The organism is Bradyrhizobium sp. SUTN9-2, from assembly GCF_003122645.1.
Taxonomy (GTDB): domain Bacteria; phylum Pseudomonadota; class Alphaproteobacteria; order Rhizobiales; family Xanthobacteraceae; genus Bradyrhizobium; species Bradyrhizobium yuanmingense.
Genome location: NZ_LAXE01000001.1, coordinates 823,551 through 840,833, shown reverse-complemented (window position 1 = coordinate 840,833; position 17,283 = coordinate 823,551). Strand labels below are relative to the sequence as shown.

Below are 17,283 nucleotides of genomic sequence, written 5' to 3'. Positions count from 1 at the left end.
TGCGCTAACGCGGTCCTTCGGATCCGGATCATGCGCTAGCAACGCCAGGGGACCGGGCAGATGCCGATCAACATCGAATATCGCGGGCCCGCCGACCTCCCGGAGATCATTCCGGTCTTCCCGCTGCCGGGCGCGCTGCTGCTGCCGCGCGGCCAGATGCCGCTCAACATCTTCGAGCCGCGCTACCTTTCGATGGTCGACGATTCCTTCCGCGACGGCCATCGCCTGATCGGCATGATCCAGCCCGACATCGCGCATTCGCGGAAGGATTCCGACAAGCCGGCGCTGTTCCGCGTCGGCTGCGTCGGCCGCATCACCCAGCTCGCCGAGTCCGGCGACGGCCGCTACATCCTCGAGCTCACCGGCGTTTCGCGCTTCAAGGTGGTCGAGGAGCTCGAGGTGCTCACCCCCTATCGGCAGTGCAAGGTGGACTTCTTCGCCTACGTCGACGATTTCACCGCGCGCCGCGGCGAGGAGGAGGTCGACCGCGAGGCGCTGCTGGCGGTGCTGGCGGACTTCCTGAAGGCCAACAACCTCAAGGTCGACTGGGAGGGCGTCGAGAGCGCGCCCAATGAAGCCCTCGTCAATGCGCTCGCGATGATGTCGCCCTACGGCCCCGCGGAAAAGCAGGCCATGCTGGAGGCGCCCGACCTGAAGACCCGCGCCGAGATCCTGATCGCCGTCACCGAGATGGACCTCGCCAAGAAGCGCACTAGCGGCGACCCGCCGCTGCAGTGATCGTCAAGCGACCCAAAGCGCGATGCGATTAGGATGAATCCTCATCGCGCTTTGGTTTTTTTGGTTTGAGCATGATCTTTTCGGAAACCGCTACACACTTTGCGCTGACGCGGCCCTTCGGGTCCGGATCATGCTCTATGCGGCAAACTCGCCGGCCTCGGCCTTTCGATCCGCAAGCCGTGCGATCGTCGAGGCCCGTATCGGCGGGCTGAGGTGGAAGCCCTGGGCCTCGACGCAGCCCTCCTGGCGCAGGATGTCCAGCTGCTCGGCGGTTTCGACGCCTTCGGCGGTGGACGTCTTACCGAGACTCGTGGCGAACTGGACCACGGCCCGCGCGATCCGATGGGGCTCCTCCATCGGACTGGACAGCTCGCTGACGAAGCTGCGATCGATCTTGATCTTGTCGAAGGGAAACTTCTGCAGAAAGCTGAGCGACGAATAGCCGGTGCCGAAATCGTCGAGGGCAATCCGCACCCCGAGCTCGCGCAGCTGGCTGAGTGCTGCGAATACGGTCCCGCTGTCATGCATGATGACGGTTTCGGTGACCTCGAGCTCGAGCCGGTCTGAAGCAATCCCCGACGCCGCCAGTGCACTCACGATCGTCGACACGAGCTCCTTGCTCCTGAATTGCGCTGGAGACAGGTTGATCGCGATCTTCAGGTCGGAACGCCATTTTGCCGCTTCGGCACAGGCGGTTCTCAACACCCATTCCCCCAGCGGCAGGATCAAGCCAGTTTCCTCCGCGACGGGAATGAACTCGCCGGGCGAGACCAGACCCCGCTCGGGGTGATGCCAACGCAGCAACGCCTCGAAGCCACAGGTCTCGCCGCTCTTCAAATTGACGAACGGCTGGTAGTGGAGCTCGAATTCGCTCCTCGCAAGCGCCTTCCGCAGATCCCGCTCCAGGTTGCGGCGCGCATGCAGGAGCCGGTCCAGCTCCGGCTCGAAGAAGCGGAATGCACCACGTCCGCCGCTCTTGGCCGAGTAGAGGGCAAGATCTGCGCTCCTGAGGATCGTGTCGGAATCGGCGCCGTCTCGGGGCGCAAGGGCGATCCCGATGCTGGTGCCGACAATGACCTGATGATCGCCGAGATCGAACGGCTCGCTGAGCGCGCCATGGATCGCCTCGGCGAGAGAGGCCGCGTCCGCAGCCGGATTGGTCACGTAGTCGACGATTGCGAATTCGTCGCCGCCCAGTCGGGCGACGAACGTCGTCTCCCTGATGCAATCCAGCAAGCGCGCCGCGACTGAGCGCAGCAGCAGGTCGCCCGCCGGATGTCCGAGCGTGTCGTTGACCTCCTTGAAGCGGTCGAGGTCGAGCAGGAGAACCGCCAGATGGAGATTTCCGCCACGCGTATCGGCGAGTGCAGGCTCCAGACGCGCCTTGAGCAGCACGCGGTTCGGCAGCTCGGTGAGCGCATCGTGTTCCGCCATGTAGGTGATCTTCGCTTCGGACCGGCGTTGCTCGGTGACATCCAGATGCGTAGCCACCCAGCCGCCGCCGGCCATCGGCTGCCGCGTCACGCAGATCAGCCGCCCATCGGCGAACGCATCGATGCGGCTCGAGACGGCATGGATCGGCAGTGCTTCGAGCCTGGCGATCTGCCGTTCGGCGGCGAAATCGCTGGCCTCGCCTTCGAGTATGCCGCTGGTGACGCGATGACGGATGATGTCGCGGTGCGGAGTTCCCGCACGCAGCAATTCCGGCGGCAGCCGGTACAAACGGGCGTAACGCTCGTTGCAGATGACGAGCCGCTTCCCGGCGTCGAACATGCAAAGGCCCTCGACCATATGGTTGATGGCCGTGTCCAGCCTCAGCTTCTGTTCCTTGAGCTCGTTCTGCGACCCTTCGAGCTGCTGCCGGGCGATGGAGAGCTGGCTGATGATCTCCTCGAACTTAGCGGTTCTGGTCGCCAGACGACGATCGGCCAGCACTCCGATCAGGCTCATGCCCAGCACGGACAATGCGACGCCGGCGATGGCGAGCGCGAGGAAGGCCGGAGACAGCGAAAGCGTATCGGTCGCGAGCGCCGGATCCGGTGTGATCTGCACGGCGCCCATGGCCGTGAAGTGATGCGACACGATGGCGAGCGTCAGCAGGGTGGCGGCTGCCAGCGTGCCGCTATAACCCTGACGGGTGAGCGCTGCCGCCAGCGCAGCGTAGCCAAAACACATGCCCAGAACGATGGAGAGGAGCACGAGGTCCACGGACCAGGAGACTCGGCCCGGCACTTCGAGCGCCCACATTCCGAGATAGTGCATGCTGGCAATGCCGCCACCGATGATGACGCCGCCAGCCGCCGCGCGCCAGCGGCCGGACGTGACGACCGCGACGCCGAAGCCGACCGAGGTCAGCAGCATTGCCGCCGCGAGAGAGGACGCCGTCAACACGATGCCGTAGCCCGTCGTGACCCCGGGCTCGTAGGCGAGCATCGCGACGAAATGCGTAGCCCAAATGCCGTATCCGATGGCCGCGCCGGCAATGGCGATCCAGATCCACCGGGTTCTCCCGCGCGTTGCGATCGCGCGGTGGAAGATGCTGACCGCGACGATGCTGGCAACGAAGCAGACCAGAGCAGCGAGCACGACGAGCCGCCAATCGTGTTCGGCCGTAAGGCAGGAGAAAACGCGGAACATTCAGTTTCGCCCCATCGTCGATATTGTTGATGTTTGTCGATGCTGGACCGGCTAATCGCCCTTCGCGTTAATTTTGTGCCGCGCCTGATCGCATGCTTAGCGGCTTGCCAACACCGTCCGTAAAATTTGATCTGTGGGGCTAACACGTTCCGCGCGCCGGTCGCGCCGGAAGCCCGCTGCGCGCGTTTGCGGATGACTGGAGATGGACGCGGATGCGCTTGCGTCCGGTGATCATCGCGCTGCAGGAGTCCTATCAGCGCCACACCAGCAACGTGGAGCACGACCAGGACGATGACGGCATCCGAAGAATGCCTGGTCGATCGGTAACGGATCTGGTCCGCTTTAGATGAGTTCTAGTACCCGGCAACCGACATCACGACGACCGCGCTGAGCGCCATCCAGCCGAAATGCCGGCCCCGCGTCGCCCATGCGTTGGCGAGGGCGGAGCAGCCGAACACGCAGGCCATGGTCGCGACGATCCAGTGACGAGCCGGCTCCGATTGCATCCACGGCGCCGCGATCAGCAGCACGCCACCGCCGATCCAGGCCACGGTCGAGGCCTGCCACACCAGCCGGATCAAGGTGCGGAGGCGCTCCGGCTCGATGCGCGCGCGGGCGAAGACCTTGGCTTCGCCGAGGTAGCCGTGAACGAGCGCAACGGCGATGGTCACGACGCCCGCACACTGGAGCAGCAGATCCCGCATCGACGCCTCCATACACTCATGTATGTTTCGATAGCGTCTGGCCAAGCGCTTGTCAATACACTAGTGTATGGTGCGCTTCCGGGAAACGACATGAACCAACAGCTCTCCGCTGACGATTGGACTGGCCAGGGCCTCAAGGCCCTGGCCAAGAGCGGCTTCACGGCCTTGAAGGCCGAGCCGCTCGCCAAGGCCATGGGCGTATCGCGCGGCAGCTTCTATTGGCATTTCGCCGATCTCGCCGCGTTTCACGCCGCGGTGCTGAAGCGCTGGCGCGAGATCGCGGCCGAGCGGATCATCGCCGACGTCGAAGCCGCCGGCGACGAGCCGGTCAAGATGCTGCTGCGGAGATCCTTCGGCGCGCGGCTCGACCTCGAACGCGCGGTGCGCAATTGGGCGGCGTTCGATGCTAGCGCGCAAGGGGCGGTGCGTGCCATCGATCGCCGCAGGCTCGATTATATCGAGGAGCTGCTGCAGAAGCGGGGACTCGCCCCGGCAACGGCGCAGGCCCGCGCGCAGATCCTGTACTGGACATTTCTCGGTTTCGCCCTGTCAGGCCCGTCAATCCCGGCCGCGCGGCTGCGGACCATGCTCGACGAGCTCCTGGCGATGGTCTCCGCCTAAAGCGCGATGGCGGGCGCGAATTTCTATGCTAAAGGCAAGCAAGTGCCGGAGACTTCCATGAACGCGCCCACCGAACGTCCCGAAGCCAGCGTCGATCCAAAATTGCTGGAGATCCTGGTCTGCCCGCTGACAAAGGGCCCGCTGGAATTCGATGCTGAGCGGCAGGAGCTGATCTCGCGCAGCGCCAAGCTCGCTTATCCCATTCGCGACGGCATCCCGATCATGCTGCCGGAAGAGGCGCGCAAGATCGATTGATAACAGCGAGTGGGGAGTGGCGAATGGCGAATGGGTCCACTCGCCACTCGATACTCACCATTCGCCCTTACAACGCCTCGCCCTTCAACAGCCGCGGCACCTCACCGGTGAGGCCTGCGGCCTGGCGGATGAAGAGGTTCTTCAGCGGCGGGGCGCGGTCGACGAGGCCGAGGCCGATGTCGCGCACCGTGCGCAACAGCGTCGACTGGTTGGAGAACAGGAAGTTCAGCGAGTTGGTGGCGACGCCCATCGCCATGGTGTCGAACCGGCGCCAGCGCTGGTAGCGTTCGAGCACGTCCGCCCCGCCGATATCCAGGCCGAGCCGCGCGGCATCGACCACCACTTCCGCCAGCGCAGCGACGTCCTTCAGGCCCATGTTGAGGCCCTGGCCCGCGATGGGGTGGATGACATGGGCAGCGTCGCCGACCAGCGCGAGGCGCTCGGCGATGAAGGACCGCGCGACGAAATAAGACAGCGGAAACGCCCGCGGCTTGTCGAGCACACTGACCTCGCCGAGATGCAGGCCGAAGCGCTGCTCGAGCTCGGCGTGGAATTCCTCGTCGCTGAGGGCGATGATGCGCGCGGCCTCAGTGCGGCGCTCGGTCCACACCAGCGAGGAGCGTTTGCCGGTGAGCGGCAGGATCGCGAACGGGCCGGCCGGCAGGAAGTGTTCCTCGGCGCGGCCCTCGTGATCGCGCTCGTGGCCGACGGTGACGACGATGCCGGACTGATCGTACTCCCAGCCATGAGTGACGATGCCGGCGCGCTCGCGCAGCTTCGACCGCGCGCCATCGGCGGCGACCAAGAGGCCCGCCGCGATCACGCTGCCGTCGCCGAGCGTCACCTCGATGCCGTCGGTGCGCGCATCGTAGGAGGCGACCGGGGTGGCGCGAAGATCGATGCCGTCGGCCTCGGCGCGCACCACCAGCGCGTCGATCAGGCGGCGGTTCTCGATCATATGCGCGAAGGGCTCGCCCGGCGCGACGTCGCCGGCGAAGTTCAGGAACACCGGGCGGGTGGCGTCCTCGAGCTTGGAATCGGTGACGACCATGTCGAGGATCGGCTGGGCCTCGCCCCGGACGTCGTCCCAGGCGCCGATCGTCTCGAACAGGCGGCGGCAGGCGGCGACGATCGCGGTGGCGCGGGGGTCGCGGCTCGGCCGCGTGCCGAGCGCGGGATCGGCAACGACGATTGGGATCTCGGGCCCGAGCCCCTGGCGTAGCGCCAAGGCCAGCGCAAGGCCGGCAAACGCGCCGCCACCGATGACAATGCTACCCTGTACCGACATACCAAAGCTTCCCGGACAATTCTCGGTCTTGCTAGCAGACTTGAGCTGGGCGAAACAGTGCGGTGAAACGAGGTCCGCTAGCCCTTCGTTCCGTCATTCCGGGGCGCGCAACGCGCGTACCCGGAATCCGGAGGTTTATCAGCTCGAGATTTTCGGGTTCGCACCGCGTGCGCCCCGGAATGAGGCATCACTGGAAAGCACCATCATGTCCAAAGGACTGATCGACCTCATCGGGATCCTCGACCTCGAGCAGCTCGAGGTGAACCTGTTCCGCGGCAACAGCCCGAAGACGAGCTGGCAGCGGGTGTTCGGCGGCCAGGTGATCGGGCAGGCGATGGTCGCGGCCTGCCGCACCGTGGAGGGCCGGCTGCCGCATTCGCTGCATTGCTATTTCATCCTGCCGGGCGATCCGCAGATCCCGATCATCTATCAGGTCGAGCGCCTGCGCGACGGCAAAAGCTACTCGACCCGCCGCGTCACCGCGATCCAGCACGGCAACGCGATCTTCTCGATCATGGTGTCGTTCCACGCCGAGGAGGAGACTGCGTTCGACCACCAGGACAAGATGCCGGACGTGCCGCCGCCGGAAAAGCTCACGGCGGAGGAGGTGGCGAAGCAGCCGATGTTCAAGGAGATGCCGGACTTCATCCGCCGGTATTACGAATCCGATCGGCCGATCGAGCTGCGCCCGGTCGAGCTCGGCCGTTATTTCGGCCAGAAGATCGACGACGGCCGCATCCACGTCTGGATCAAGACCGCCGCCAAGCTGCCCGACGATCCGGCGCTGCACATGTGCGCGCTCGCTTACGCCTCGGACTTCTCGCTGCTCGATGCGATCATGGCGCGCTATGGCCGCACGCTGTTCGACAAGCGCATGATGCCGGCGAGTCTCGACCACGCGATGTGGTTCCATCGCCCGTTCCGCGCCGACGAATGGCTGCTCTACGCGCAGGATTCGCCGAGCGCGCAATCGGGACGGGGGCTGACCCGCGGCTCGATCTTCAAGCCGGACGGCACGCTGGTCGCCTCCGTCGCGCAGGAAGGCTCGGTGCGCGAACGGAAGGCCTGATCGCTTCAAGCAGCGCCTGAAGCGTTCGGATCATGCCCCGAGCGAGCCGCGCGGCGCGAGCTCGGTCTGCGAGGCGAACCAGTTCATGATCCAGCGGTACACCCACGGGATCGGGATGATGAAGCACATCAGGATGGCGGCCACGATGCCGCGCCAGAGGATATCGAGGCCGCTGCCCTTGAAGACGATCTCGCGCCGGGTGCCCTCGACGTTGCGGCAGAACCAGCGCATCTGAGCCGCGGCCACCCAGGCCCAGCCGATGATGGTGATGATGGAAATCGCGAACAGCAGATTCCAGCCGATATAGGCCCAGACCGAACCGGTGAAGCTGAGGCCCAGCGGCTGCCCGTTGGAGGCGAGGTTCGCGACCATCCATTTGATCAGCAGCCAGTAGAGCACGATCTGCACGATGAACAGCAGGTTGCTCAATATCTCGCTGCCGACGAAGCCAAGCGCGATGGCGAGAACGATGAAGCCGAAATACCACGGCACCAACGTCATCGCATTGCCGGTGAAGCTGAGGTTCGGCCGCCCGGGGACGTTCACGCAGGAGACGATCCATCTGGTGTACCAGACGAAGGCCCAAGGCGCCGGGATGACGAAGATCATTCCGATCAGCAGGACGATGCTACGCCAGGTGAATTCGAGGATGCTGAAATCGACCGAGAGCGATCCACCGCTTGCATAGCCGGCAGCGCCGCCATAGCCACCTCCGCCCGTCGGGACCATCGGCGGCGCACCGCCGCCGATCAGGCCGGGAATTTCGGCGGCCTTCTGCCAGCCGGCCATGCCCTCGGTCCAGACCAGGGTGTCCGGACGCACGACGCCCTGCGCAACGAGGTCGCGGAATTGCCCTTCCGGAAAGGGCCCCTGCTGCTTGCCCTCGGATGCGTAAAACCAACTCGCCATGGAACGTCCCCCTCGAACTTACGTATGTACCGGCCGGGACGCTTCGGTTCACGCCTGGGTTCACCGCATCCATGCCAAAAATGCATTGTGAATGATGAACAGCTGCCCTGTACAGAGGCGGCCGTTCACATGACCGCCCTTGGCCAAACGTTTTTCCGCTTCAATCTGCAACTTTTTTGTGCCATTTGCCCGGAAAGATGCCAGATTGACGCAGCGCCGGGGACATACGGCGCGGCGCATCCCGGGGAATAGGCCTGACCATGAAACTCGTCGTCGCGATCATCAAACCCTTCAAGCTCGATGAGGTCCGCCAGGCCCTAACGGCGATCGGCGTGCACGGCATGACCGTGACCGAGGTGAAAGGCTATGGCCGGCAGAAGGGCCACACCGAGATCTATCGCGGCGCCGAATATGTCGTGAACTTCCTGCCGAAGCTGCGCATCGAGATCGCGGTCGCTTCCGACGTCGCCGACAAGGCGGTCGCCGTGATCACCGCGACGGCGCGCACCGGCCAGATCGGCGACGGCAAGATCTTCGTCACGCCGATCGACCACGCGCTGCGCATCCGCACCGGCGAGACCGACAGCGACGCGCTTTAACACAAATTATTCTTCGATCGCACCGGGCAACGACGCCACAGCGTGCGACGTAACGACTGTGCTGGGGGAAACGACATGGCGGGATATTTGCGCCGCGCAGCCGCCATGGCTGCGCCGATCGGATTTGCGTCGCTCGTTGCTGCGCCGGCGCGCGCGGCGGCCAACGAGACCAGCACCGCCGACACCGCCTGGATGATCGTCGCGACAGCGCTGGTGCTGATGATGACGATCCCGGGGCTTGCGCTGTTCTACTCCGGCATGGTGCGCAAGAAGAACGTGCTCGCCACCATGGCGCAGAGCCTGGCCGCGGTAACGCTGATCTCCATTCTCTGGGTGGCGTTCGGCTACTCGCTGTGCTTCGTCGGCGACGGCCCCTGGATCGGCACGCTCGATCGCTGGTTTCTCGCCGGCATGACCATGGACAGCGTCAACCCGGCGGCGAAGACGATCCCGGAATCGCTGTTCATGCTGTACCAGATGACGTTTGCCATCATCACGGTGGCGCTGGTCGCGGGCTCGGTCGCCGACCGCATGCGGTTCTCCGCCTATCTCCTGTTCTCGGTCGCCTGGTTCATCTTCGTCTACATTCCGCTGGCGCATTGGGTGTGGGGTGGCGGCTTCCTCGCCAGCATGGGCGTGCTCGATTTCGCCGGCGGTCTCGTCGTGCATCTGTCGGCCGGCACCGGCGGCCTCGTTGCAGCCAAGGTGATGGGACGCCGTCACGGCTACGGCACCGAGAATCTCTCGCCGTTCGATCTGTCGCTCGCAGTGATGGGCACCGGCCTGTTGTGGGTCGGCTGGTTCGGCTTCAACGGCGGCTCGGCGCTCGGAGCGAACTCACGCGCGGTGATGGCGATCATCGCGACCCATCTGGCCGCCTGCGCGGGCGCGCTGACCTGGGGCGCGATCGAATGGGCGACGCGGCGCAAGCCCTCGGTGCTCGGCATGATCTCCGGCGCGGTCGCAGGTCTCGGCACCATCACGCCGGCCTCGGGCTTCGTCGCGCCATGGCACGGCATCGTCATCGGCATCATTGCCGGTGCGCTCTGCTACTGGGCCTGTACCTGGCTGAAGCACCGCTTCGACTACGACGATTCGCTCGACGTCTTCGGCGTCCACGGCATCGGCGGCCTGACCGGCACCCTGCTCGGCGGCGTGTTCGCCACCAGCGCCATCGGCGGCACCGCCGGCCTGCTGGAGGGCCATCCGCAGCAGCTCCTGATCCAGTTCTATGGGGTCGCCGTAACCTTCGTCTGGTCGGCGGGCGTCAGCTTCATCCTGCTCAAGCTGGTCGGCCTGTTCGTGCCCTTGCGCGTATCCCGTGAGCACGAGCTGGAGGGTCTGGATATTTCGCAGCACGGTGAAGCCCTGCAGTAGGCGCCGACGCTACGTAAATACCGCCTCGCTGCCCGACACGTGAGCAACATTGTGTCGGGAGCCTGTCTTGCCCTTATTTTCAGCAGGCGTGACCACGTTTTGAGCGCGACGTAATAGCGCACTGCATCGCAGCACCCGCCAAAGGCGAAAACCCCCGTCTTCATAGTCCGTTAGGCAATCCGCCTGATCTGGCACGGCATTTGATTCTAGGGGTCCGGCTGTGCCCGCGTAGTGAAACTTCTCCCTCGTGGCGAACCAGTCGAGAACGCCCGGCCACGTCCGGACCGGGCCCAAGCGGGGATAGGACCCATGAAAATTGTTATGGCGATCATCAAGCCATTCAAGCTTGAAGAAGTCCGTGACGCCCTGACCGCCATCGGCGTTCACGGTCTCACGGTGACGGAAGTCAAGGGGTATGGCCGCCAGAAGGGCCATACGGAAATCTATCGCGGCGCCGAATATGCCGTGAGCTTCCTGCCCAAGATCAAGATCGAGGTCGCTGTCGCCTCCGACCAGGTCGACAAGACCATCGATGCCATCACGTCCGCGGCGAAAACCGGACAGATCGGCGACGGCAAGATCTTCGTCATCAACCTCGACCACGCGGTGCGTATCCGCACCGGCGAGGCCGATGCCGCGGCCCTCTGATTTCGCGCTCAACCTTATCCAAGCAGGAGTAAACAATATGACGTTCAAGCGTCCCTATGGCGCGGGACTGGCGGCTCTCGCAGTCGGCCTGTTCGCTGCGACCGCAGCCTACGCCGAGCCAACGGTCAACAAGGGAGACAACGCCTGGATGCTGACATCGACAGTGCTGGTGCTGTTGATGACGATCCCCGGCCTCGCGCTGTTCTACGGCGGTCTGGTTCGTTCCAAGAACATGCTCTCGGTCCTGATGCAGGTGTTCTACACCGTCTGCGTCGTCTGCGTGATCTGGGCCGTATACGGCTACAGCCTCACCTTCACCGGCGGCTCCGACTTCATTGGCGGCTTCTCCAAGGCCTTCATGATGGGCGTCACCACCGACACGAAGGCCGCGACCTTCTCGGTCGACGCCAACATCTCGGAGCTGATTTACGTCTGCTTCCAGATGACCTTCGCGGCGATCACGCCCGCTCTCATCGTCGGCGCCTTCGCCGAGCGCATGAAGTTCGCGGCGATCGCGCTGTTCGTTCCGCTCTGGGTGACGCTGGTCTATTTCCCGATCGCGCACATGGTCTGGTACTGGCAGGGTCCGGACCTGATCCAGGATGCGGCCAAAGCGTTGGCTGCCGCTACTGACGCGGCGGCGAAGACCGCGGCCCAGGCCAAGCTCGACGAGCTCAACGCCGATGCCGGCTGGATCTTCAAGATGGGCGCGATCGACTTCGCGGGCGGCACCGTGGTGCACATCAACGCCGGTATCGCGGGCCTCGTCGGCGCTCTCCTGATCGGCAAGCGCGTCGGCTACGGCAAGGAGCTGATGGCCCCGCACTCGCTGACCATGTCGATGATCGGCGCCTCGCTGCTCTGGGTCGGCTGGTTCGGCTTCAATGCCGGCTCCAATCTCGAGGCCAGCGGCGGCGCTGCGCTCGCCATGACCAACTCCTTCGTCGCCACCGCAGCCGCCGCGCTGTCGTGGATGTTCGCGGAGTGGATCATCAAGGGTCATCCCTCCGTGCTCGGCGTGATCTCAGGCGCCGTCGCGGGCCTCGTGGCCGTCACGCCCGCCGCCGGCTTCTCCGGCGTCATGGGAGCGATCGTCCTCGGCCTCGTCGTCGGCGTGGTCTGCCTGTTCTTCTGCACCGTGGTGAAGAACGCGCTCGGCTACGATGACTCCCTCGACGTGTTCGGCGTGCACTGCATCGGCGGCATCGTCGGCGCCATCGGCACCGGCATTCTGGTCAACCCCGCGCTCGGCGGCGCCGGCATCATCGACTATTCGGCGATCCCGCCGAAGGTCGCCGATTACGACTTCGCCACGCAGATGCTCGCCCAGATCAAGGCCGTCTGCACCACGCTGGTGTGGTCGGGCGTCGGCTCGGCGATCCTCTTCAAGGTTGTCGATGTGATCGTCGGCCTCCGCGCCAATGTCGAGAGCGAGCGTGAAGGCCTCGACATCACCGAGCACACCGAGCGCGCCTACAACATGTGACCCTCTCCTCCCGGGCGCGGTCTCTTCGGGGACCGCGTCCACAACTACGGTTCGGGCACATACCCGGCAATGCCCTGACCGTTGAGGGGCTCCAGCGCAAGCTGGAGCCCCTTTCTTTTGATGGCTCCGCCTGCAGGCACCTCCAGGGGAGGGTGGACCGTCCATGTACGCCGCTGTCTCCGGCCCCATTATTCCCGCTCTGGACGCGGGCGGCGGCCGATGGTTAATCGCGTCTTAACCTCGCCCTATCTATGGTGAACTGAACCGCTTCCCGCCGGCGCCTATGGTAGCGACCGGCCGTTCCAAGAGTACTGGCGCCCAACGAATGGCTCTGACCGCTTCATCCCGTGCGCCGCAGGGCGGTAATGGCTCCGATTCCGAACGCTCGCCCTTCGTCCGGCTGAACGAGCTGCTGGCCCCGCATCAGCCGGGCAAGCCCTTGATTTCGCTTGCGGTCGGCGAGCCCCAGCATCCCGTGCCCGACTTCGTCGGCCCGGTGCTGGCCAAGCACATCGCCGATTTCGGCCGTTATCCCGCGAACAAGGGTACCGATCCGTTCCGCAACGCCGCCGGGGCCTGGCTGTCGACGCGCTTCAAGCTGCCGCGGCCGCTCGACCCCGAGAGCGAGATTCTCGTCCTCAATGGCAGCCGCGAGGGGCTGTTCCTCGCCGCGATCGCGGCCGCGCGCTATGTCGGCCCGCGTCCGGGCAAGCCCGCGATCCTGATGCCAAACCCGTTCTATCCGGTCTACGGCGCGGGCGCGCTTGCGGCCGCTTGCGAGCCGGTCCATCTGCCGACCACGGTCGAGAACGGCTTCCTGCCCGACCTCGACGCCATCGACGAAGCGACCCTGGCGCGCACGGTGGCGTTCTACTTGGCTTCGCCCGCCAATCCGCAGGGCTCGGTGGCGAGGCCCGGCTATTTCAAACGCTTGAAGCAGCTCGCCGACCGCTACGGCTTCGTGATCCTCAGCGACGAATGTTATTCCGAGATCTACACCCGCGAGGCACCCGGCAGCGCGCTGGAATGCGCCGGCCCCGACTTCACGCGCGTGGTCGCGTTCCAGTCATTGTCGAAGCGCTCCAACCTGCCGGGCCTGCGCGTCGGCTTTGCCGCCGGCGACAAGAGGTTCATCGGCATGTTCCTCGAGCTGCGCAACATCGCCGCGCCCCAGGTGCCGGTGCCGCTGCAGCATGTCGCGACGGTCGCCTATGGCGACGAGGCGCATGTCGAGGAGAATCGGCGGCTGTACCGGATCAAGTTCGACCTCGCCGACCAGATCATCGGCAATCGTTACGGCTATCGCCGCCCCGATGCCGGCTTCTGCGTCTGGCTCAACACCTCCGAGATCGGCGACGACGTGTCGGTGACGCTCAAGCTGTTCAAGGAAGCCGGCGTGCGCGTGGTGCCCGGCAGCTTCCTGGCGCGACAGCAGCCTGACGGATTCAATCCCGGCGCAGGCTATATCCGCCTCGCACTGGTGCAGGACGGCGAGACCACGGCGCAGGCGCTGCACCGGCTGGTCGAGACTCTGGGTTAGGCGGGGCCCGTGAGCATGTCGGCAATCGAACGCGTCATTCCTCTGGTCGGCCATCTGCCGCCCTCGATCCGCGAGGGGCTGGCGCGGCGCATGCGCGAGCTCGCCGGCCTCGGCCTGATCGCGCTGGCGGGCATCGCCGCGGCGGCGCTGATGACGTGGTCGGTGCAGGATCCCAGTCTCAGCCACGCGACCTCGCGGCCGATCCGCAACATCCTCGGCTATGCCGGCGCGATCGGCGCCGATCTCGCCATGCAGATCCTGGGGCTCGGCGCGATCATGCTGGTCCTGACCGTTGCGGTCTGGGGCTGGCGTATGATGACGCATCGGCCGTTCGACCGCGAGGCGCTGCGGCTCGGCTCCTGGATTCTCTGCACGGTGATCGCGGCAGGCTTCGTCAGTTGCTTTCAGCATGGCGGGGCCTGGCCGCTGCCGACCGGCCTCGGCGGCGTGGTCGGCGATGCGCTGGTGCGCGCGCCCGCAGTGATCTTCGGGCCGGCCGGCACGATCTATCGCATCGTGCTGGGCACGATCCTGTTCGCCGCGATGACCGCGACCTTCCTGATCGCCTGCGGCCTCGGCGCGCGCGAGCAAGACGACGAGATCGCTGAGGTCGCCGATGACGACAAGCCGCTCGACGAAGACGAGGAGAGCGATCGGGGTTCGGTCTCGCTGGGCTGGCTGTTCCATGCATTGATGAGCACCAAGGCGCGGCTGATCTGGCTGTGTGGTGCCGCCTACCGCTCGCTGGTCTCGAGCGGACCGAAGACCAAGTCCGCCCAGTTCAGCCGGCAGGAGCCGAATCTCGGCGGCGGCCGCTCGGCGCCGTCGATCTCGCCGCAGTCTCAGGACGAGGACTACGAGGACGAGCACGAAGACGAATTGGAGGACGAGGAGGAGGAAGAGGAGGAGCCCGCCGCGCGCGCCCCGAAGAAGAAAGCCGCGCCGAAGCCCGCTTCCAAGAAATCCTCCGACAAGTTCGACCTCCCGTCCGTCTCCATGCTGGCCGCACCAAAGGCCGGCGATCGCCAGCCGCTCAGCAAGGCCGAGCTGGAGAACAATTCCCGTTCGCTCGAAGGCGTGCTGCAGGATTTCGGCGTGCGCGGCGAGATCGTGAAGGCCAATCCCGGTCCGGTCGTTACGCTGTACGAGCTGGAGCCGGCGCCCGGCATCAAGTCCTCGCGCGTGATCGGCCTTGCCGACGACATCGCCCGCTCGATGAGCGCGCTGTCGGCACGCGTCGCCGTCGTGCCCGGCCGCAACGCGATCGGCATCGAGCTGCCGAACGCGCATCGCGAGAAAGTCTATTTGCGCGAATTGCTGGTGGCGAAGGAGGCGACCGACACGGTGGCGAAGCTGCCGCTCTGCCTCGGCAAGACCATCGGCGGCGACCCCGTCATCATCGACCTCGCGCGCACCCCGCACATGCTGATCGCCGGTACCACCGGCTCGGGCAAGTCGGTCGCGATCAACACCATGATCCTCAGCCTGGTCTACCGGCTGCGGCCGGACCAGTGCCGCCTGATCATGGTCGATCCGAAGATGCTCGAGCTCTCCGTCTATGACGGCATTCCCCATCTGCTCACGCCTGTTGTGACCGACCCGAAGAAGGCGGTGGTCGCGCTGAAATGGGCCGTGCGCGAGATGGAAGAGCGCTACAAGAACATGGCCAAGCTCGGTGTGCGCAACATCGACGGTTACAACACGCGCCTGCTCGAATTGAAGGCCAAGGGCGAGGAGCCGACGCGCACGGTGCATACCGGCTTCGACAAGGAAACCGGCAAGGCGATCTACGAGGAAGAGAAGCTCTCGCTCGATCCGCTGCCCTACATCGTCATCATCGTCGACGAAATGGCCGACCTGATGATGGTCGCCGGCAAGGACATCGAAGGCGCGGTGCAGCGTCTGGCGCAGATGGCGCGGGCCGCAGGCCTGCACGTGATCCTGGCGACGCAGCGTCCGTCGGTCGACGTCATCACCGGCACCATCAAGGCGAACTTCCCGACCCGTATCGCCTTCCAGGTCACCTCCAAGATCGACAGCCGCACCATTCTCGGCGAGATGGGCGCCGAGCAGCTGCTCGGCCAGGGCGACATGCTCTACATGGCGGGCGGCGGCCGCATCAGCCGCGTGCACGGACCGTTCGCCTCCGACGAGGAAGTCGAGAAGGTGGTGCGTCACCTCAAGACGCAGGGACAGCCGGAATATCTCGAAGCCGTCACCGCCGAAGAGCCGACCGAGGACGAGGACGGTGCCGTGTTCGACGCCACCGGCATGGGCGGCGATGGCGGCGGCGATCTCTTCCAGCAGGCGGTCGCGATCGTCAAACGCGATCGCAAGGCCTCGACCAGCTACATCCAGCGCCGCCTGCAAATCGGCTACAACCGCGCCGCATCGCTGATGGAGCGCATGGAACTGGAGGGCATCGTCGGTCCCGCCAACCATGCCGGCAAGCGCGAGATTCTGGTCGAGGAAGAAGACAGCCATATGTGAGGCGAGGAGCCTCTGAGCAACATTTCACGCAAATTCGATATCTGCTTTTGCCCGAAATCACGGTAAAAGGGCGCCCAGCCACACAGGACGACGCGTTGATCAGACATCCGGACATTCGATTCGCTGCCACGATCGCCGCGCGAAGCGCGCGCTTGGCCGGCGTGCTTCTCGTCACCGCCGCGATGGTGACCGCTGCGTCTTTCGCGCAGACCGTGCCGGTGCCGAAGCCCGCGCCGAAGGGGCGTGACGGCGGCGCGACCGCCGGTGGGCCGGCCGTCACCGGCGCGACGCAGGCGCCGCCCAATCCGGTGATCCCGGATCCGCGGCGCAACGTTCCGAGCAGCATCTTCCAGACCTTCGACGCCAACCAGAAAGCGCAGGCGGCCAAGGTCAGCGCCTATCTGTCGTCGCTGCAGACGTTGGTCGGGAATTTCGTCCAGGTCGGTCCCGACGGCAGCAAGACGCAGGGCGACTTCTACATCCAGAAACCCGGCAAGGTACGCTTCGAATATGATGCGCCGAGCCCGATCGACATCGTCGCCGACGGATCCTCGCTCGTGGTGCGCGACCGCAAGCTCGCGACCCAGGACGTCTACCCGCTGTCGCAGACGCCGCTGCGCTTTCTATTGTCCGACCGCATCGACCTGATGAGGGACACCAATGTCGTTGGCGTCTCGGCCGACGACGTCTTCGTCAGCGTCACCATCGAGGAGAAGCAGGCCCTGGTCGGCACCAGCCGCTTGCTGCTGATGTTCGGCGCCAAGGACGGCCAGCTCAAGCAGTGGACCGTCACCGATCCGCAGGGCTACGACACGACGATTGCGGTGTACAATCTGGACTCGAGCAAGAAGCTCGACCCCAACATGTTCAAGATCGATTTCACCAATTACAACACGCCGTCGCGGGGTTGAGCGCTCCGCTG

The 17,283-nt window shown here is 65.2% G+C and carries 15 protein-coding genes; 11 read left to right on the top strand and 4 right to left on the bottom strand.

Annotation, left to right across the window (positions count from 1 at the left end; genetic code table 11):
* Nucleotides 1-60: 60 nt before the first annotated feature.
* Nucleotides 61-738, top strand: coding sequence for an LON peptidase substrate-binding domain-containing protein (locus XF30_RS03955; protein ID WP_036003016.1), 678 nt, complete (start codon nucleotides 61-63; stop codon nucleotides 736-738).
* Nucleotides 739-873: 135 nt separating this feature from the next.
* Here XF30_RS03955 and XF30_RS03950 read toward each other — a convergent pair whose 3' ends face one another.
* Nucleotides 874-3,375 (bottom strand): EAL domain-containing protein, encoded by a 2,502-nt coding sequence (locus XF30_RS03950; protein ID WP_109141979.1) that lies wholly within the window; start codon nucleotides 3,373-3,375, stop codon nucleotides 874-876.
* 353 nt (nucleotides 3,376-3,728) lie between these two features.
* Nucleotides 3,729-4,079 (bottom strand): hypothetical protein, encoded by a 351-nt coding sequence (locus XF30_RS03945; protein ID WP_036003036.1) that lies wholly within the window; start codon nucleotides 4,077-4,079, stop codon nucleotides 3,729-3,731.
* A 90-nt stretch (nucleotides 4,080-4,169) separates the two neighbouring features.
* Between XF30_RS03945 and XF30_RS03940 the strand changes: the two genes are divergently transcribed.
* Both XF30_RS03940 and XF30_RS03935 read left to right on the top strand, forming a co-directional pair.
* A complete protein-coding gene (locus XF30_RS03940; RefSeq protein ID WP_036024363.1) occupies nucleotides 4,170-4,700 on the top strand; it encodes a TetR/AcrR family transcriptional regulator in 531 nt (176 codons plus the stop codon).
* A 57-nt stretch (nucleotides 4,701-4,757) separates the two neighbouring features.
* Nucleotides 4,758-4,955, top strand: a complete 198-nt coding sequence (locus tag XF30_RS03935; protein WP_036003042.1) for a Trm112 family protein — start codon at nucleotides 4,758-4,760, stop codon at nucleotides 4,953-4,955.
* Between the two features lie 67 nt (nucleotides 4,956-5,022).
* Here the strand turns inward: XF30_RS03935 and XF30_RS03930 are convergent, their stop codons facing one another.
* Entirely contained in the window at nucleotides 5,023-6,243 is a 1,221-nt protein-coding gene (locus XF30_RS03930) for a ubiquinone biosynthesis hydroxylase (RefSeq protein ID WP_109141978.1), read from the bottom strand.
* A gap of 205 nt (nucleotides 6,244-6,448) precedes the next feature.
* Here XF30_RS03930 and tesB point away from each other — a divergent pair, with 205 nt between their 5' ends.
* Nucleotides 6,449-7,312, top strand: coding sequence for an acyl-CoA thioesterase II (tesB, locus tag XF30_RS03925; RefSeq protein ID WP_036003028.1), 864 nt, complete (start codon nucleotides 6,449-6,451; stop codon nucleotides 7,310-7,312).
* Between the two features lie 30 nt (nucleotides 7,313-7,342).
* Here tesB and XF30_RS03920 read toward each other — a convergent pair whose 3' ends face one another.
* Nucleotides 7,343-8,221, bottom strand: a complete 879-nt coding sequence (locus XF30_RS03920) for a DUF4339 domain-containing protein (protein WP_109141977.1) — start codon at nucleotides 8,219-8,221, stop codon at nucleotides 7,343-7,345.
* A 260-nt stretch (nucleotides 8,222-8,481) separates the two neighbouring features.
* On the opposite strand from XF30_RS03920, the gene XF30_RS03915 reads away from it, so the two are divergent.
* From XF30_RS03915 to XF30_RS03885, 7 genes are all read left to right on the top strand, one after another.
* On the top strand, nucleotides 8,482-8,820 hold the full coding sequence (locus XF30_RS03915) for a P-II family nitrogen regulator (RefSeq protein ID WP_008142802.1): 339 nt from the start codon (nucleotides 8,482-8,484) through the stop codon (nucleotides 8,818-8,820).
* Between the two features lie 75 nt (nucleotides 8,821-8,895).
* On the top strand, nucleotides 8,896-10,197 hold the full coding sequence (locus XF30_RS03910; RefSeq protein WP_109141976.1) for an ammonium transporter: 1,302 nt from the start codon (nucleotides 8,896-8,898) through the stop codon (nucleotides 10,195-10,197).
* A 309-nt stretch (nucleotides 10,198-10,506) separates the two neighbouring features.
* On the top strand, nucleotides 10,507-10,845 hold the full coding sequence (locus XF30_RS03905) for a P-II family nitrogen regulator (protein ID WP_008142813.1): 339 nt from the start codon (nucleotides 10,507-10,509) through the stop codon (nucleotides 10,843-10,845).
* Nucleotides 10,846-10,882: 37 nt separating this feature from the next.
* Entirely contained in the window at nucleotides 10,883-12,331 is a 1,449-nt protein-coding gene (locus XF30_RS03900; protein WP_036003055.1) for an ammonium transporter, read from the top strand.
* Between the two features lie 325 nt (nucleotides 12,332-12,656).
* A complete protein-coding gene (locus tag XF30_RS03895) occupies nucleotides 12,657-13,871 on the top strand; it encodes an aminotransferase class I/II-fold pyridoxal phosphate-dependent enzyme (protein WP_109141975.1) in 1,215 nt (404 codons plus the stop codon).
* A gap of 9 nt (nucleotides 13,872-13,880) precedes the next feature.
* Nucleotides 13,881-16,361, top strand: coding sequence for a DNA translocase FtsK (locus tag XF30_RS03890; RefSeq protein WP_109141974.1), 2,481 nt, complete (start codon nucleotides 13,881-13,883; stop codon nucleotides 16,359-16,361).
* A gap of 152 nt (nucleotides 16,362-16,513) precedes the next feature.
* On the top strand, nucleotides 16,514-17,272 hold the full coding sequence (locus XF30_RS03885; RefSeq protein WP_036003066.1) for an outer membrane lipoprotein carrier protein LolA: 759 nt from the start codon (nucleotides 16,514-16,516) through the stop codon (nucleotides 17,270-17,272).
* Nucleotides 17,273-17,283: the final 11 nt, after the last annotated feature.

Coding starts and splice junctions, on each gene's coding strand:
- XF30_RS03955 (WP_036003016.1), top strand. CDS start 61: ATGCCGATCAACATCGAATATCGCGGGCCCGCCGACCTCCCGGAGATC.
- XF30_RS03950 (WP_109141979.1), bottom strand. CDS start 3,375: ATGTTCCGCGTTTTCTCCTGCCTTACGGCCGAACACGATTGGCGGCTC.
- XF30_RS03945 (WP_036003036.1), bottom strand. CDS start 4,079: ATGCGGGATCTGCTGCTCCAGTGTGCGGGCGTCGTGACCATCGCCGTT.
- XF30_RS03940 (WP_036024363.1), top strand. CDS start 4,170: ATGAACCAACAGCTCTCCGCTGACGATTGGACTGGCCAGGGCCTCAAG.
- XF30_RS03935 (WP_036003042.1), top strand. CDS start 4,758: ATGAACGCGCCCACCGAACGTCCCGAAGCCAGCGTCGATCCAAAATTG.
- XF30_RS03930 (WP_109141978.1), bottom strand. CDS start 6,243: ATGTCGGTACAGGGTAGCATTGTCATCGGTGGCGGCGCGTTTGCCGGC.
- tesB (WP_036003028.1), top strand. CDS start 6,449: ATGTCCAAAGGACTGATCGACCTCATCGGGATCCTCGACCTCGAGCAG.
- XF30_RS03920 (WP_109141977.1), bottom strand. CDS start 8,221: ATGGCGAGTTGGTTTTACGCATCCGAGGGCAAGCAGCAGGGGCCCTTT.
- XF30_RS03915 (WP_008142802.1), top strand. CDS start 8,482: ATGAAACTCGTCGTCGCGATCATCAAACCCTTCAAGCTCGATGAGGTC.
- XF30_RS03910 (WP_109141976.1), top strand. CDS start 8,896: ATGGCGGGATATTTGCGCCGCGCAGCCGCCATGGCTGCGCCGATCGGA.
- XF30_RS03905 (WP_008142813.1), top strand. CDS start 10,507: ATGAAAATTGTTATGGCGATCATCAAGCCATTCAAGCTTGAAGAAGTC.
- XF30_RS03900 (WP_036003055.1), top strand. CDS start 10,883: ATGACGTTCAAGCGTCCCTATGGCGCGGGACTGGCGGCTCTCGCAGTC.
- XF30_RS03895 (WP_109141975.1), top strand. CDS start 12,657: ATGGCTCTGACCGCTTCATCCCGTGCGCCGCAGGGCGGTAATGGCTCC.